The sequence below is a fragment of the Mycolicibacterium sp. XJ879 genome, from assembly GCF_053483935.1.
In genome coordinates this window covers 276,409-291,660 of the sequence record NZ_JBEFTH010000001.1, presented here as the reverse complement: position 1 = coordinate 291,660, position 15,252 = coordinate 276,409, and the positions used below count along the sequence as shown (strand labels likewise).

17 protein-coding genes and 1 pseudogene are annotated in these 15,252 nt (G+C 67.3%); 9 read left to right on the top strand and 9 right to left on the bottom strand.

The genetic code is table 11. The annotated features are described in order from the left end of the window. The first annotated feature begins 46 nt into the window (after positions 1 to 46). Complete coding sequence (locus tag ABQF13_RS01445) at positions 47 to 883, top strand: SMP-30/gluconolactonase/LRE family protein (RefSeq protein ID WP_448390883.1); 837 nt, start codon at positions 47 to 49, stop codon at positions 881 to 883. 61 nt (positions 884 to 944) lie between these two features. Beyond that, positions 945 to 1,760 (top strand): thioesterase family protein, encoded by an 816-nt coding sequence (locus tag ABQF13_RS01440; protein ID WP_448390881.1) that lies wholly within the window; start codon positions 945 to 947, stop codon positions 1,758 to 1,760. Here the strand turns inward: ABQF13_RS01440 and ABQF13_RS01435 are convergent. The 3 genes from ABQF13_RS01435 to ABQF13_RS01425 are packed head-to-tail and all read right to left on the bottom strand — an operon-like array spanning position 1,757 to position 4,039. After that, entirely contained in the window at positions 1,757 to 2,542 is a 786-nt protein-coding gene (locus ABQF13_RS01435; protein ID WP_448390880.1) for a MarP family serine protease, read from the bottom strand. The two genes, ABQF13_RS01440 and ABQF13_RS01435, sit on opposite strands and share 4 nt — an antisense overlap. Positions 2,543 to 2,585: 43 nt before the next feature. After that, positions 2,586 to 2,777 carry a ferredoxin gene (locus ABQF13_RS01430; RefSeq protein ID WP_448390879.1) on the bottom strand — a complete coding sequence of 64 codons (192 nt, stop codon included), beginning with the start codon at positions 2,775 to 2,777 and terminating at the stop codon, positions 2,586 to 2,588. An 8-nt stretch (positions 2,778 to 2,785) separates the two neighbouring features. Continuing rightward, on the bottom strand, positions 2,786 to 4,039 hold the full coding sequence (locus ABQF13_RS01425) for a cytochrome P450 (RefSeq protein ID WP_448390878.1): 1,254 nt from the start codon (positions 4,037 to 4,039) through the stop codon (positions 2,786 to 2,788). 44 nt (positions 4,040 to 4,083) lie between these two features. Here ABQF13_RS01425 and ABQF13_RS01420 point away from each other — a divergent pair, with 44 nt between their 5' ends. Next, positions 4,084 to 4,620, top strand: a complete 537-nt coding sequence (locus ABQF13_RS01420; RefSeq protein ID WP_448390877.1) for a TetR/AcrR family transcriptional regulator — start codon at positions 4,084 to 4,086, stop codon at positions 4,618 to 4,620. On the opposite strand, the gene ABQF13_RS01415 is transcribed toward ABQF13_RS01420, so the two are convergent. Beyond that, positions 4,601 to 5,767 (bottom strand): CaiB/BaiF CoA transferase family protein, encoded by a 1,167-nt coding sequence (locus ABQF13_RS01415; protein ID WP_448390876.1) that lies wholly within the window; start codon positions 5,765 to 5,767, stop codon positions 4,601 to 4,603. The two genes, ABQF13_RS01420 and ABQF13_RS01415, sit on opposite strands and share 20 nt — an antisense overlap. A gap of 53 nt (positions 5,768 to 5,820) precedes the next feature. On the opposite strand from ABQF13_RS01415, the gene ABQF13_RS01410 reads away from it, so the two are divergent. From ABQF13_RS01410 to ABQF13_RS01395, 4 genes are all read left to right on the top strand, one after another. After that, positions 5,821 to 6,924 carry a phosphotransferase gene (locus ABQF13_RS01410; protein WP_448390875.1) on the top strand — a complete coding sequence of 368 codons (1,104 nt, stop codon included), beginning with the start codon at positions 5,821 to 5,823 and terminating at the stop codon, positions 6,922 to 6,924. Positions 6,925 to 6,971: 47 nt separating this feature from the next. After that, positions 6,972 to 7,520, top strand: coding sequence for a TetR/AcrR family transcriptional regulator (locus ABQF13_RS01405; RefSeq protein ID WP_448390874.1), 549 nt, complete (start codon positions 6,972 to 6,974; stop codon positions 7,518 to 7,520). Between the two features lie 79 nt (positions 7,521 to 7,599). Beyond that, positions 7,600 to 9,096 carry an aldehyde dehydrogenase family protein gene (locus ABQF13_RS01400; RefSeq protein WP_448390873.1) on the top strand — a complete coding sequence of 499 codons (1,497 nt, stop codon included), beginning with the start codon at positions 7,600 to 7,602 and terminating at the stop codon, positions 9,094 to 9,096. Beyond that, the gene (locus ABQF13_RS01395) at positions 9,093 to 9,515 is read left to right on the top strand and encodes a nuclear transport factor 2 family protein (protein ID WP_448390872.1); all 423 of its coding nucleotides are present in this window, start codon (positions 9,093 to 9,095) and stop codon (positions 9,513 to 9,515) included. Before ABQF13_RS01400 ends, ABQF13_RS01395 begins: the two co-directional genes overlap by 4 nt. 73 nt (positions 9,516 to 9,588) lie before the next feature. Here the strand turns inward: ABQF13_RS01395 and rlmN are convergent, their stop codons facing one another. Then, the gene (gene rlmN / locus ABQF13_RS01390) at positions 9,589 to 10,713 is read right to left on the bottom strand and encodes a dual-specificity RNA methyltransferase RlmN (protein WP_448390871.1); all 1,125 of its coding nucleotides are present in this window, start codon (positions 10,711 to 10,713) and stop codon (positions 9,589 to 9,591) included. 115 nt (positions 10,714 to 10,828) lie between these two features. Between rlmN and ABQF13_RS01385 the strand changes: the two genes are divergently transcribed. Further along, positions 10,829 to 11,878 (top strand): glucose 1-dehydrogenase, encoded by a 1,050-nt coding sequence (locus ABQF13_RS01385; RefSeq protein ID WP_448390869.1) that lies wholly within the window; start codon positions 10,829 to 10,831, stop codon positions 11,876 to 11,878. Positions 11,879 to 11,884: 6 nt separating this feature from the next. On the opposite strand, the gene ABQF13_RS01380 is transcribed toward ABQF13_RS01385, so the two are convergent. The 4 genes and pseudogenes from ABQF13_RS01380 to ABQF13_RS01365 all read right to left on the bottom strand — a co-directional run. Continuing rightward, the gene (locus tag ABQF13_RS01380; RefSeq protein WP_448390868.1) at positions 11,885 to 12,769 is read right to left on the bottom strand and encodes a phosphatidate cytidylyltransferase; all 885 of its coding nucleotides are present in this window, start codon (positions 12,767 to 12,769) and stop codon (positions 11,885 to 11,887) included. Beyond that, positions 12,769 to 13,326, bottom strand: coding sequence for a ribosome recycling factor (frr, locus tag ABQF13_RS01375; protein WP_448390867.1), 558 nt, complete (start codon positions 13,324 to 13,326; stop codon positions 12,769 to 12,771). Before frr ends, ABQF13_RS01380 begins: the two co-directional genes overlap by 1 nt. A 43-nt stretch (positions 13,327 to 13,369) precedes the next feature. Further along, positions 13,370 to 14,155: a UMP kinase gene (gene pyrH, locus ABQF13_RS01370; RefSeq protein WP_448390866.1), complete on the bottom strand. Its 786-nt coding sequence runs from the start codon at positions 14,153 to 14,155 to the stop codon at positions 13,370 to 13,372. An 80-nt stretch (positions 14,156 to 14,235) separates the two neighbouring features. Then, positions 14,236 to 14,708, bottom strand: a pseudogene (locus ABQF13_RS01365) (class I SAM-dependent methyltransferase); the annotation flags it as partial. A gap of 68 nt (positions 14,709 to 14,776) precedes the next feature. On the opposite strand from ABQF13_RS01365, the gene ABQF13_RS01360 reads away from it, so the two are divergent. After that, entirely contained in the window at positions 14,777 to 15,229 is a 453-nt protein-coding gene (locus tag ABQF13_RS01360) for a MarR family winged helix-turn-helix transcriptional regulator (RefSeq protein WP_448390864.1), read from the top strand. Positions 15,230 to 15,252 lie beyond the last annotated feature (23 nt).

The following is a 15,252-nucleotide window of genomic DNA, read 5'->3' as shown; positions in this document are numbered from 1 at the left end:
CTGCGCCCATTTGACAGTAACACCCTGCGAGCGTGACACTTAGCGCGTGATTTGTAAAGGTGTCGAGGTGTTGAGCCCGCTGGCAAACGGGTTCTGCTTCGGCGAAGGCCCGCGCTGGTTCGAAGGGCTGCTGTGGTTTTCCGACATGCTCGGCGAGGCCGTGCACACGGTGACCCTGCAGGGCGCGATGACCACGTTGACGTTACCCGGTCACGCCCCCTCGGGTTTGGGCTTCTGCCCCGACGGTTCGCTGCTGATCGTCTCGACCCAGAAGCGCGCGGTGCTGCGCTACGACGGCGACACCGTGACGACCGTCGCCGACCTGTCTGCGACCGCACCCGCGGACCTCGGCGACATGGTCATCGATGACGTCGGCCGCGCCTACGTCGGATCACAGGCCTTCGAAGGCGGCGTGATCATGCGGATCGACCCCGACGGCACCCCGACCGTCGTCGCCGAGGACCTCGCCTTCCCCAACGGGATGGTGCTGACACCGGACCGGGCCACGCTGATCGTCGCGGAGTCCGTCGGGCGACGGTTGACGGCGTTCACCGTCGCACCGGACGGGTCGTTGACCGACCGACGGATATTCGCCGACGGACTCGACGGCCCACCCGACGGGATCTGCCTCGACGCCGACGGCGGGGTCTGGGCGGCGATGACCCTGGCGCACCAATTTGAGCGGATCACCGAGGGCGGCAACGTCACCGACCGCATTGACATCGGCGACCGGGCCGCGATCGCCTGCATGCTCGGCGGCCCGCAGCGGCGCACCCTGTTCCTGCTGTCGGCCGCCGACGCCTATCCGAAGCGGTTGGCCGGCACCAAGAATTCCCGCGTCGACACGACGACCGTCGAAATCCCCGGAGCCGGCCTGCCATGAGCGAAGCTTGCGAGCGAATCATCAACACGGAATGCGGCGTCCGAGCCGGCGAGGCCGCCGCATGAGCGACGCGTACTACGAACTGATCGACAGCACCGATCCACTCGGCGAGCGGTTCGCCGCAACCGATCTGGTGCGCAGCACCTGGTCGGCGAGCATCCAGCACGGCGCCCCCGTATCCGCCTTGCTGGTGCGGGCTTTGGAGCGTTGTGAGGCGCGGCCGGACACGCGGCTGAGCCGGGTGATGGTCGATCTGCTCGGCGGTGTTCCCGCCGAAGGCGATCTGTGGGTGCGGTCGCGAATCGAGCGCGCTGGCAGGCAGATCGAGTTGGTGAGTGCCGAGATGCTCGCATGCGGCCCGCACGGTGAGCCGCGCCCGGTCGCCAAGGCCAGCGGATGGCGGCTGAAGACCATCGACACGGCAACCCTGCGGCAGGCGTCGGCGCCGCCGCTGCGCCCGGTCAGCGAGGCACGCAGCCGCGATATGAAAAAAGACTGGGACCGCAACTACGTGCACAGCCTGGACTGGCGGTGGCTGACGAAGCCGCTCAGCGAGGAACCCGGCGAATCCTGGATCAAACCGGAGGTCGATCTGGTCAATGGCGAGTCCATGACACAGCTCGAGCGGTTGTTCGCCGTCGCCGACGACGCCAACGGCATCGGCACCAAACTCGACCCCACCAAGTGGACGTTCATGAACACCGACCTCGTCGTCCACATCCACCGAGTCCCCGACGGCGAGTGGATCGGCATCCGCGCCGACACCAATTACGGGCCCGACGGCATCGGCACGACGATCGGCTCGCTGTTCGACGAAACCGGCGCGGTCGCAGGCATTCAGCAGTCGGTGCTGGTACGGCCGATGCCCGGTCGCTAGCCCACGCACTCGCCGGTGGGCACGGGCGCCGAACCGTTCGCACTGACCGCCATGCCGAAGAGCTGTTTTGCGGTGAGCACGAAGCTGGAGTCGGGATCCTCGACGGCCGCGCCGAACGCGACGCCGAGGATGCGGCTGTCCAGATCGATGAGCGGGCCGCCGGATCCGCCTTGGCGCACCCCGCCGCGCACGATGTACACCTCGCGGTGCACGGTTTTGGTGCGGTAGATGTCGGGCCCGCTGAGCTCGATGACGTCGCGGATGCGCGCCGGGGTGGCGACGAACGGGCCGCCGCCCGGGTAGCCCAGGATCAACGCGTCCGTGCCGGACGGGGCCACCTCCTCGGCGAAGGCCAGCGGCGGCGCCTGCAACCCGGGCACGTCGAGGATGGCGATATCGGCGTCGGGGTCGTAGAACACGACCGTGGCCGGATAGTCCCCGCCGTCGACGGACACGGTGATGTCGGTGGCGCCTGCGACGCCGTGGGCGCTGGACATCACCCGGTTCGGCGCGAAGACCACACCGCTGCCGTCCAGGATCTTCTGGCAGGACGGCGCCATGCTGTGGATCTTGGCGACGCTGCGCTGCGCCTCGGCGACCACCGGGCTGTTCGCCAACGCCGCATCCGGTGGCTCCACCTTGGCCACCGTCGCCGTCTCGGCCGGTGGCAGCGTGACCTCAGCTGCCGGCCAAGGGCCCGAGCACCCGGCCACTACGGCCAACAAGAAGGCCCCGGTCAAGACGCCGGCGACCACCGCCACCGCCCGTCGAATCGGTCTCATTGAGAAAACGATAGATGTAAGCCGCGGTCCGCTATTCGGCGGTTCAGCCGATCAGGCGCAGCGCCGCCGCCGGGCACTGCGTGACGGCCCGCTGCATCCGCTCCCGGTCGGATCCGGGCCGTTGGTTGCCGTGGATCTCCACGACGCCATCGTCGCTCACCTCGAACACGTCTTCGGCGACCGCTTCGCAGATGCCGTGTCCGGTGCACTTGTCGAGGTCCACTTCGACGCGCATCAGCTCTGCTAGCGAAGGTGCGCCGGTAGCCGTTTGATCCCGTGCACGAAGTTGCTGAGCAGCAGATCCGGTTCGCCGAACTCGATCCTCGTGAGCCGGGTCAGCAACTCGCGGAACAGGTTTCGCAGCTCCGTCTTGGCCAGCTGGTTTCCGAGACAGAAGTGCGGCCCGCCACCGCCGAAGCCCAGGTGCGGGTTCGGTGAGCGTTGCAGGTTGAACGTGTGCGGGTCGTCGAAGACGGTCTCGTCGCGGTTGGCCGAACAGTAGAACAGCCCCAGCTTCTCCCCGGCGCTGATCTGCTGGCCGGCCAGCTCGGTGTCCTCGGTGGCAAACCGGGCGAACTGCAGCACCGGGGTGGACCACCGCACGAATTCCTCGATCGCCCAGGTGATTCGCCCGTCGAAGTCCTCCATCAGCCAGTCCCGCTGCGCCGGATGGTTCACCAGCGCCAGCATCGCGTGGGACGTCGTCTGTTTGGTGGTGTCGTTGCCCGCCGAGGCGAGCAGCAGCAGAAACGCGCCGACTTCCGCATCGGTGAGCCGGTGTCCGTCGACCTCCGCCTCGACTATGCTGGTCATCAGGTCATCGCCGGGGTGTTTGCGCCGGAACTTGGCGAGCTCGATACCGGTATTGACCAACAACATCATCTCGCTCATGGTGTTTTCGGCCCGCTCTTCGAGCGAGCTGTACTCGTCGTCGCTCATCGAGAACAGCTTCTCGGCGGCCTTGGCGACCGCTTCACGTTCCGACGGTGCCACGCCGAGCATTTCGGAAATGGTGAGCATCGGAAGCCGGGCCGAGCACGCCGTCACGAAGTCGACGTCACCCGCGCCGACCAGGTCGTCGACAACGCTGACCGCGTTCTTGTGGATCTGGTCTTCGATTTGGCGCACGTTGCGCGGGGTGAACGCCGCGCTGACCAACCTGCGGTACACGGTGTGCTGCGGCGGATCCATCCCGAGAAAAAACGTGGCGATCTTCTGCACCTCGGCGGGCATCGGATCCAGCGCGACGCCCTGCGCCGACGTGAACAGTTCGGGGTGCTGGCTGACGTAGACGATGTCGGCGCGGCGCGTCACCGCCCAGAAGCCCGACTCGACCATATCGAACAGCGACGGCAGCGGCTCATGCCAGCTGAGCCCTTCTCCGGCGCGCAATTTCGCGAAGGTCTGGTCTCGAACGCCGAAGGGTTGGCTCCAGAACTTGCGCGTCGAGACGTCGTGCGGGCTGTACTTTCGAAACTGCGGGCTGGTGACAGTCACCGGCTCAGCGTGACACTTGAGCAAATTTTTGTAAAGCTATAACGATGCCGAACCTTTGGCCCGAACCCGATATTCCTACCCGGGAACGGCTGCTGGCCGCCACCGCCGAGGTGCTCGGTCGTCACGGCATGACGAAACTATCCCTGTCGGAGGTCGCGCAGGAGGCGGGCGTGTCGCGGCCCACGCTGTACCGATGGTTTCCCTCCAAACGGGACTTGCTCGACGCCTTCGTGGTGTGGGAGCGCCAGCTCTACGAACGCGCGGTGACCGAGGCGACGTCCGGTTTACCGCCGGGTGAGCGACTCGACGCCGCGCTGCGGGTGATCGTGGAACTGCAGCAGTCCTATCCCGGGCTGCGGATGGTCGACATCGAACCGGAACGGGTCATCAAGCGGTTGTCGCGGGTGATACCGCTGCTGCGCCATCGGCTCGAGCGGCTGGCCACCGGGCCCGACCCCGGGCTCGCGGTGGCGACCGCCGTGCGCGTCGCGGTCTCGCACTACCTGGTCCGCAGCGACGACGACGAGGAGTTTCTCACCCAGCTGCGACACGCCGGCCGCATCAAGCATCACGCGCCCTGAGTTCGGCGAGCACCTCCTCGGTGTGCTCACCGAGGCGCGGCGCTGCCGAGCGCGGAGCCCACGGGGTGGCCGAAAAGTCGGCGGGCGAGGCGATCATCGGCACCGAGGCGTCGCCGTCGGGCACATCCACGATGCCGCCGGCGGCGTGGAACTGATCGTCGGCCAGCACGTCTTCGACGGAGTTGATCGGCGCCCAGAACAATTCGGGTTCGGCGGCAAAGGTTTCCGACCATTCGTCGAGGGTGCGGGTCGCGAAGATCTCGTCGAGTTCGGCGATGAGCTCGACTGCGTGCACCGCGCGCGAGCGCGCCGTCTCGTAGCGCGGATCGGTCAACCACTCGGGCCGTCCGACCGCCCGGCACAACGGCGGCCAGTGCCGATTCGCCTCCAGTCCGACGATCCAGAACCGGCGCCCGTCGCCGGCGGTGTAGTTGTTCATACAGGGGTTGGCCATCGTCTCGCGTTGCCCGATCGCGATGGTGTGGCCGGTCAGCAGGAACGTGTTGAGGTCGAAGCTGACGGTGTAGGCGCCCTGCCGGTACAGCGAGGTGCTCACCAGTTGGCCTTGGCCGGTGCGGGTGCGTGCCACCAGCGCCGCGCACAACGCGGCGGCCAGCGTCATCCCCGCCGCGTGATCGCCCATGCCGCCGCGCTGAAACGGCGGCGTCTGGCCGGGTCGGGTCAACAGATGTGCCAGCCCGGCCCTGGCCCAGAACGCGGCGACGTCGTATGCCGCCCGGTCGCCGTCGGGCCCGCTCTCGCCGTAACCGGTGATCAGCCCGTACACCAGCGCGGGGTTGCCCGCCGCCACCGTCGCGAAGTCCAGCCCCATCCGCCGCAGCGCGCCTGGGCGCACGTTGGTGAGGAAAACGTCTGCGCCAGAAAGTAATTCGAGTGCGCTGACGCGCCCCGATTCAGTGGTCAGGTCGAGCACGACGCTACGCTTGCCGCGGTTGTCCATCTCGAACGGGGGGCTGATGCCGTCCTCGATGCCCAGCATCCGCCCGAACGTGCGCGCCGGATCGCCGGTCGGCGGTTCGATCTTGACGACGTCGGCGCCCCAGTCGGCGAGGATGCCGCCCGCCGCGGGGCCGGCCACCCAGACCCCGAGTTCGACGACCCGGATGCCCTCCAATGGTCCGGCCATGCGCATCCTTCCGAAGTAATTTACAAACCTTGCGCAATTTGTAAGCTGGCGTGGTGAATCGGGTTGCGCCGGTAGTGGGCTTGGCGTCGCATCTGGGGCGCGGTGTACAACGTATCGCCACCGACGCCGTCGTCGGCCGGTTCCGCTCGGTTCCGCGCGCGATCGACGATCTCGACGCCGCGACGCTGACCCGGATCATGGGTCGCACCGTCACCTCGGTGTCGGTGCTCGGCGGCGACGCTGGAACGTCGTCGCGCGCGCGCCTCGCGCTGACCGGTGCGGAAATCCCGGCCTCGGTCTTCGTCAAGATGTCCGCCGAACCGGCCGCGACCCGGCTGATGGGCGAGCTGGGCCGGCTCGCCGAGACCGAAACCCGTTTCTACCGTGAGCTTTCCGCCCGGCTGACCGGCGTGCCCCGCTCCTACGGATCGGCATTCGACCCGCTGACCGGGCGCTATGTGCTGGTGCTGGAGGACCTGCCGGGCGACGAATGCCGGTTCCCCGACACGTTGCATCCCCTGCACCGCGATCAGGCCGCGCTGATCGTCGAACTGCTGGCGCGCCTGCACGCCACGTTTTGGGAGCGGGTTCCGTCGTGGACGTACACCGCGTCAGCTGACAGCGCCGCGCTGCTCACCGGTGCCCTGCTGAAGACGTCGGCGCGGCGCATCGCCGAACGCACCGACATTCCCGTGGAGCGCGGCCGGTTCATCGACGACAACTACCGTGCGGTCGCCCGGCTGATCGACCGACCGCCGCACACCGTCATGCACGGCGACGCCCACCCCGGCAACCTCTACTTCCGCAACGGCCAGGCCGGGCTACTGGACTGGCAGGCTGTCCGGCGTGGGCACCCCGGACGCGAACTCGCCTACACCCTGGTCACGAGCATGACACCGACCGACCGCCGCGCCCACCAGCGCGACCTGCTCCACGTGTACCGCAAGGAGCTGGCCGCGCACGGCGGCCCGCACCTCGATTACGACGACCTGTGGGTCCGCTACCGCCAAGGCGCGCTGTACGCCTACGTCGCGGCGTTGATCACCGCGGGACTGGGCGGTATGCAGGCCGAAGACATCGCCGTGGAGGGGTTACGCCGCGCGGTGGCCGCGCTCGACGATCTGGACACGGTCGCTCAACTGACAAGTTCACTGTGACAAAAGGCCTACGATCGACGGAACCCAGACGATTGAGAGACTTCTCCGTGAACGATTCTCCATCCGCTGCCGCCGGCGTTGTCGAAGACACGTCGACTCGAAACCGGATCCTGGTCGCCACCGCTGAGGTGCTCGCCCGAAGTGGCCAAACCAAGCTGAGCCTCTCGGAGGTCGCGCTGCAGGCCGGCGTGTCGCGGCCGACGCTTTACCGATGGTTTTCCTCCAAGTCCGAGCTGCTCGACGCGTTCGGCGCCTACGAGAGCGAGGTGTTCGACAACGGTGTCAGCGCGGCGACCGCCGGCCTGCGGGGCACCGAGAAACTCGACGCCGCGCTGCGGTTCATCGTCGATTACCAGCACTCCTACTCGGGGGTGCGGATGGTCGACATCGAACCCGAGGTGGTCATCCCGCAACTGACCGACGTCATCCCGGTGATGCGGGCACGGCTGGAGCGGCTGATGAGCGGTTCGAACCGAGCGATCAAGGCGGCCACTGTCATTCGGGTCGCCATCTCGCACTTCATCGTGCGCAGCGACGACGACGACCAGTTCCTCGCCCAACTTCGCCACGCCGCCGGCATCAAGCCACAGAACTGACTTCGGCTCCGCCGACAGACCGGTTGTTCGGCTCCGCCGAAGTGGTGACAGTTGCGGGAAAAAATGTAAAGTTGCCCGCATGACCGAGGTGCAGACTGAGACCGGCGTGCTGGCCGGCGAAGAGCGGATGTTGATCGACGGTGAGCTGCAGTTCACCAGTAGCGGGGCGATGTTCGATGTCATCCATCCGGCCAGCGAGGAGGTGGCCGGTCAAGCCACCGACGGCACGGTGGCCGATATGGAACGCGCGGTCGGTGCTGCGCGGCGGGCCTTCGATGAAGGCACCTGGTCGCGCGATCTGGATTTCCGCTATCACTGCCTGACCCAGTTGCATGCCGCGTTGGACCAGGACAAGGAACGGCTGCGGCGCATCCTGATCACCGAGGTGGGTTGTCCCGTCACGGTGTCGGGCAGCCAGATCGAAAGCCCGATCGAGGAAGTCAAGCACTGGGCCGAGCACGGCAAGGCCTTCGAGTACCTGGTCGACACCGGCGTGCATCCCACCCAGCTGGGGCCCGCGCGGCGCAAGATCCACTACGAGCCGGTGGGTGTGGTCGGCGCGATCACCCCGTGGAACGTGCCGTTCTACCTCAACATCGCCGAGACCATCCCGGCGTTGATGGCCGGCAACACCGTGGTGCTCAAGCCCGCCCAGCTGACCCCGTGGTCGGGCAGCGAACTGGGCCGCATCATCGCCGAGGAGACCGACATACCCGCCGGGGTGTTCAATGTCGTGGTCTCCAATGCCAACGAGGTGGGCGCGGCGCTGTCGGCTGATCCGCGGGTGGACATGATCACCTTCACCGGTTCGACCGCGACCGGCCGCGCGATTCTGGCGGCGGGCGCCTCGACGGTGAAGAAGGCGCTGCTGGAGCTGGGTGGTAAATCGGCGCACATTGTGCTCGACGACGCCGACTTCAACTCGGCGCTGTCGATGGCGGCGATGATGGCGTGTGTGATGTCCGGGCAGAGTTGCATTCTGCCCAGCCGGATCCTGTTGCCGCGCAGTCGATATGATGAGGGCATCGAGATCCTCAAGACGATGATGGAGGGCTTCCCGGTCGGGGACCCGTGGACGCCGGGCAACATGCAGGGCCCGCAGATCAGCGAAACCCAGCGCCAAAAGGTGCTGGGCCTGATCAAGTCGGGTGTGGACTCCGGGGCGCGGCTGGTCACCGGCGGCGGTATCCCGGAGAACCTGCCGACGGGCTACTACACGCAGGCCACGCTGCTGGCCGACGTCGACCCTGATTCGCAGGTGGCCCAGGAGGAGATCTTCGGCCCGGTGCTGACCGTGACGCCGTATGACACCGACGATGAGGCCGTCGCGATCGCCAACAACACGATCTACGGGTTGTCCGGTGAGGTCTCCGGCGGCGATGTGGACCGGGCGTTCGAGGTGGCGTGCCGGATGCGGACGGGCAACGTGACGATCAACGGCAAGAGCCACTTCGGCATCACCAGCCCGTTCGGCGGCACGAAGCAGAGCGGTCTGGGCTACCGCAACGGCGAGGAAGGCTATAAGGAGTACTTGGAAGCCAAGACAATCGGCATGCCAGACACGGCGGTGCCGTGAATCAGGCCGGAGTGGGTGACGGCGCCGCGATCGCCCAACTGCTGTACAAGTACGCCCGCGCCGTCGACACCAAGGACTGGGAGCTGTACCGGTCGCTGTTCACCGACGACGCCCACATCGACTACTCGTCGGCGGGCGCGGTGGTCGGCACCCGCGACCAGGTCGTCGACTGGTTCGCGGCCAATTTCGGGGTGCTGCCGTGGAGCATGCACTACATCACCAACATCGAAAGCGATATCGACGGCGACACCGCGACAGTGCGGGCGATGTTCTACAACCCCATGCAACTACCCGGTATGGACCAGATGAGCAGCTGCGGCGGCTACTACCACCATGAACTCGTCCGCACGCCGGATGGGTGGCGCAGCCGACACCTGCGCGAGGAGAACGTCTGGTTCGTCAACGGCCCGGGCGGATAACACCGCGAGACGTACGTTAGCGAGCGAAAGTTCGAGTACCGACCACGCTAACGTACATCTCGCGGAAAGAAAGTCAGCTCTGCGCCGCCAATTGTCCGCACGCGGCGGCGATTTCGCGCCCGCGGGTGTCCCGCACCGTGCACGACACACCCCGCTCGCGCACGCGCCGCACGAACTCCCGCTCGACGGGCTTGGGGCTGGCGTCCCATTCGCTGCCCGGCGTCGGGTTCAGCGGAATGACGTTCACATGCACCAGCGGCCCGAGCGCAGCATGCAGCCGCTTACCCAAAAGATCGGCGCGCCACGGCTGGTCGTTGACATCGCGGATCAGCGCGTACTCGATCGACACCCGACGACCCGTCACATCGGCGTAATACCGTGCCGCATCAAGTGCTTCGGACACCTTCCAGCGGTTGTTCACCGGCACCAGCGTGTCGCGCAACTCGTCGTCGGGGGCGTGCAACGACAGCGCCAGCGTCACGTTGAGCCGTTCATCGGCGAGCTTGCGGATCGCCGGTGCCAACCCGACCGTGGACACGGTGACTGACCGCGCCGAGATGCCGAACCCGTTGGGAGCCGGTGCGATGATCCGCCGCACCGCGGACAGCACCCGGTTGTAGTTGGCCAGCGGCTCCCCCATGCCCATGAACACGATGTTGGATAACCGGCCGCCACCGCGGGCGGAGCCCGCAATCGGACTACCGCGGTCCCGCAACTCGGCCGCCGCGGCGCGGACCTGCTCGAGGATCTCGGCCGTCGACAGGTTGCGCTTCAACCCGCCCTGGCCCGTCGCGCAGAACGGGCACGCCATACCGCAGCCCGCCTGCGACGAGATGCACACGGTGTTGCGGTCGGGATAGCGCATCAGCACCGACTCGAACGTGGTGCCGTCACCCCCGCGCCACAGCATCTTGCGCGTCTCCCCCGCGTCGGTCTCGATCTCGCGTACCGCGGTCAACAGCGTCGGAAACAGCGCATCGGCGACCTGCTCACGCATCGCGGCGGGCAGATCGGTCATCTGGCGGGGGTCGGCGATCAGCCTGCCGTAGTACTGGTTGGCCACCTGTTTGGCCCGAAACGCGGGCAATCCGAGTTCACCGACGGCCGCCGCACGACCCGCCTCGTCGAGGTCGGCGAAATGCCGCGGCGGCATGGCGCGGCGCGGCGGATCGAAGACCAACGGCAACGGAGTAGACATGGGCTCTGCCCAGTATTCCACCTCCGTGCGCCGGACTTCCTGCGCCGACCGCCGCGGTGGTCGCGGACAAACCGCACCTGTTTGCCATCGGCGCGCAGCGGCAAGCCTGGCCCCTATGCAGGCATTGACCGTGCGGCCCGGCAAGACCGACACCCTCGCCGTCGAGGAGGTCGACGACCCGAGCCCCGGCCCGGGCGAACTCCTCGTCGACGGCCTGGCCATGGGGGTGTGCGGCACCGACAACGAGATCGTCGACGCGCAGCACGGCTCGGCGCCACCCGGACGCGATTCACTGGTGCTCGGACACGAGTCTCTCGGCCGGGTGGCCGCCGCACCGCCGGGCACCCCTTTCGCTCCCGGCGACCTCGTGGTCGGCGTGGTGCGCAGGCCCGACCCGGTGCCATGCCCGGCCTGCGCCCGCGGCGAGTTCGACATGTGCCGCAACGGCCGCTACACCGAGCGCGGCATCAAGGGGCTCGACGGCTATGGCAGCCAAAGATGGTGTGTCGAAGCCGATTACGCGGTGGCCATCGATAAGAGCCTTCGTGATGTCGGGGTGCTCATGGAACCGACCACCGTGGTGGCCAAGGCGTGGGAACAGGTATGGCGCGTGGGTCAACGGGCATACTTCGAACCCGAGCGGGTGCTGGTCACCGGCGCCGGACCGATCGGGCTACTGGCCGCGCTGCTCTCGGTGCAGCAGGGCCTCGACACCCACATCCTCGACCGCGTCACCGAGGGGCCCAAGCCGGGGATCGCCGCGGCACTGGGCGCCACCTACCACCACGACGACATCGACGACGTCGCCACCAAACTGCAGCCGGACGTGGTGATCGAGGCGACCGGAGCCGGATCGGTGATCTTCGGGGCCATCGCGAACACATCGGCTTACGGCGTCGTCTGCCTGACGGGAGTCTCCCCTGCCGGGCGACGGCTGAAGATCGACGCCGGCGCCGTCAACCGCGAGTTGGTGCTGGAGAACGACGCGGTGGTCGGGTCGGTCAACGCCAACCTGCGCCACTACCGCCAGGCCGCCGCAGCGTTGGCCAAAGCCGACGAGGACTGGTTGGCCAGCCTGATCACCCGGCGGGTCCCGCTGCGCCGGGCCGTCGACGCGTTCACCGCCCAACCGGATGACGTGAAGGTGGTCATCACCCTCGACTGATAGGGCCTATGCCAGCAGCGTCAAGACGATCCAGCCCGCCACGGCCGACGGCAGCATCGCGTCGATGCGGTCCATGATGCCGCCGTGGCCCGGCAGCAGCGCGCCCATGTCCTTGATGCCGAGATCGCGTTTGACCTGCGACTCCACCAGGTCGCCGAGCACACCGGTGATGACGAGCATCAGCCCCAGCGGCACCCCGACCCATGCGGGCTTGTCCATCAGGAACGTCACCGAAACCACGGCGGCCGCGACTCCGAACAGCAGCGACCCGCCCAGCCCCTCCCAGGACTTCTTCGGGCTGATCGCCGGAGCCATCAGGTGCTTGCCGAACAACACCCCGGCCGCGTATCCGCCGATGTCGGCGAACACCACCGTCGCGATCACGGTGAACACTCGGCCCCCGCCGTGGTCCTGGAAGATCAGCAGCGCGCTGAAGCTGGCGAACAACGGCACCCACGTCGTCAACAGCACCGCGGCCGCGATATCGCGCAGGTAGTTGACCGGCTGCCGTCGCAGCCCGTGCCCGACGAGCCGCCACACCATGCAGGCGACGATCGTCCCACCGTAGGCGCCCAGTACCCCTGCCGTGCCGAACGGCCAGCTCAGCCAGATCATTGCCTGGCCGCCGAGCAGCAGCGGAACAGCCGGAATGTCGTAGCCGCCCTCCCGGAGCCGGCTTATCACCTCGTAGGAGGCGATCGGGATGAAGATTGCCAGGATCGGCAGCCACCCGATTGGCCAGAACAGCAGCGTGCCGATCGCCATGGCGCCGAGCAGCACGCCGACCCCGATTGCCGCGGGCAGGTTGCGACCCGCCCGTGACTTCTTCGCGGGGGGTTCGGTGGGGCCGGCGTCGGTGTCTGCCACGGGACTTGCTTGCTTTCGGGCCACTAGACCTCCAGCAATTCGCCCTCTTTGTGCTTGACCAGTTCGTCGACCTGGGCCGTGTACTGGTGGGTGGTCTTGTCGAGGTCCTTTTCGGCGCGCGAGACCTCGTCCTCGCCGGCCTCGCCGTCCTTTTTGATGCGGTGCAGTTCCTCCATCGCCTTACGACGGATGTTGCGCACCGCCACCCGCGCTTCCTCACCCTTGGCCTTGGCCTGTTTGACCAGGTCGCGGCGGCGTTCCTCGGTGAGCTGCGGGATGGCGACGCGGATGATGTTGCCATCGTTGGTGGGGTTGACGCCGAGGTCGGAGTTGCGGATCGCATCCTCGATATTGCGCAGCTGGTTCATCTCGTACGGCTTGATCACCACCATCCGTGCCTCGGGCACGTTGATGCTCGACAGCTGCGTGATGGGCGTGGGCGCACCGTAGTAGTCGACGTTGACGCGCGCGAACATGCCGGGGTTGGCCCGGCCGGTGCGGATCGACGCCAAGTCATCGCGCGCCACCGCCACCGCCTTTTCCATCTTCTCTTCGGCGTCGAAGAGCGTTTCGTCGATCACGGTGCTTCTCCTGTTCCTGCTTCTTGAGGTGCACAGCCGACCGTCAGGTAGTGACCAGTGTTCCGATCTTCTCACCTGCGACGGCCCGGGCGATATTGCCGTCTTCGAGAAGGTTGAACACCAGGATCGGCATGCCGTTGTCCATACAGAGGCTGAACGCGGTGGCGTCGGCGACCTTGAGGCCGCGGTCGATGACCTCGCGGTGGGTAATCGCGGTGAGCAGTTCGGCCTCGGGGTGCAGTCGCGGGTCGGCGGTGAAGACCCCGTCGACCGCCTTGGCCATCAGCACCACCTCGGCGCCGATCTCCAGGGCCCGCTGCGCCGCGGTGGTGTCGGTGGAGAAGTACGGCAGCCCCATGCCGGCGCCGAAAATCACCACGCGGCCCTTTTCCAGGTGACGCACCGCCCGTAACGGGATGTAGGGCTCGGCGACCTGCCCCATGGTGATCGCGGTCTGCACCCGGGTCGCGATGCCTTCCTTCTCCAGAAAGTCTTGCAGGGCAAGGCTGTTCATCACGGTGCCGAGCATCCCCATGTAATCGCTGCGGGTACGCTCCATACCGCGCTGCTGCAGTTGTGCGCCTCGGAAGAAATTGCCTCCGCCGATGACGACGGCCACCTGCACGCCGCTGCGGACCACCTCGGCGATCTGTCGGGCCACCAGGTGCACGACGTCGGGGTCCAGACCCACTTCCCCGCCGCCGAACATCTCGCCACCGAGCTTGAGCAGCACCCGCGTGTACTTCGGCCGGATGAGGGGGCCGGCCCCGTTGGGGCCCGTGAGCTCCGATGCCGCCTCACCGGCGGCACTGTCGACGGGGTCCGCCATCCGACTCCTTCGAGGTCCTCGCTGGGTTTCCCTCATCCTGCCTCATGACGGCCGCCCCGGCGCTGCGGGGTCGTTGGGGGCTAGCCCAGGTGAGCCGAGAGTAACCAGGCCGGCACGGATCTGCGGCCTTTCGGTTCCTCGCGGAGGTCGAGGGCCGGGAAGAACTCCTCGGAGCCCTCCGGGAAGACGCCGTGGATGCGCGCCGGCCGGATCTCGTCGATCGTCCAGTATTTGGCGACGACGGCACGCAACTCGTCTCGGTGACGGGGTTGGCTGGACCGTCGGGCATCCCCGCCCGGTCGAACACCAACACGAAGTAGGAGGCGCCGGGGGCGGCGGCCCGCACGATCGAACGCTGGTAGCCCTCGCGCAACTCGACGGGCATCGAGTGAAACAGCGTCGAGTCGACGATCGTCCCGAACCGGCCGTCGTATCCCGTGAAGTCGGTGATGTCAGCGACCTCGAACGTGGCGTTGGTCAGGCCGCGCTCGGCTGCCCCCGCCCTGGCCCGTTCGATCGCGGTGGTGGACTGGTCCAGCCCGACGGTGGTGAACCGTGCCCGTCGGTCCCGTCATGCACTTCGGTATATCAACCACATTGATATATGTCAATATGCTTGATATGACGTCGCTCGGCGATGCCGGCTCGGCCGGCGAGATGCTCGAAGACCAGCCGTTGGGCTATCTGCTGTCTCGGGTGGCCAACGCGTTGCGCGCGGAGGTGACGACGACCGTCCTCGACCCGCTCGGCCTGGCCTTTCCGCAGTACATCTGCATGCGGATGCTGTCGAAGTACCCGGGCCGGTCCAACGCCGAGCTCGCCCGACTCATGAATGTGTCCCCGCAGGCGATGAACATGGTGCTGCGGGCGTTGGAGGAGCGCGGACTGGTGACCCGGCCGGCCAGTGTCCCGTCGGGCCGATCGCTGCCGGCCGAGCTCACCGCCGACGGCCGCGACGTGCTGACCCGCACCGATCCCGGCGTGCGCGAGGCGGAGAAACGGCTGATGGTCAACCTGACCGCCACCCAACGTCGCGAGTTCAAGCGCATCCTGGTGGCGCTGGGCACCGACTAGGCCTGCGAACCGGCGCGGCGGCG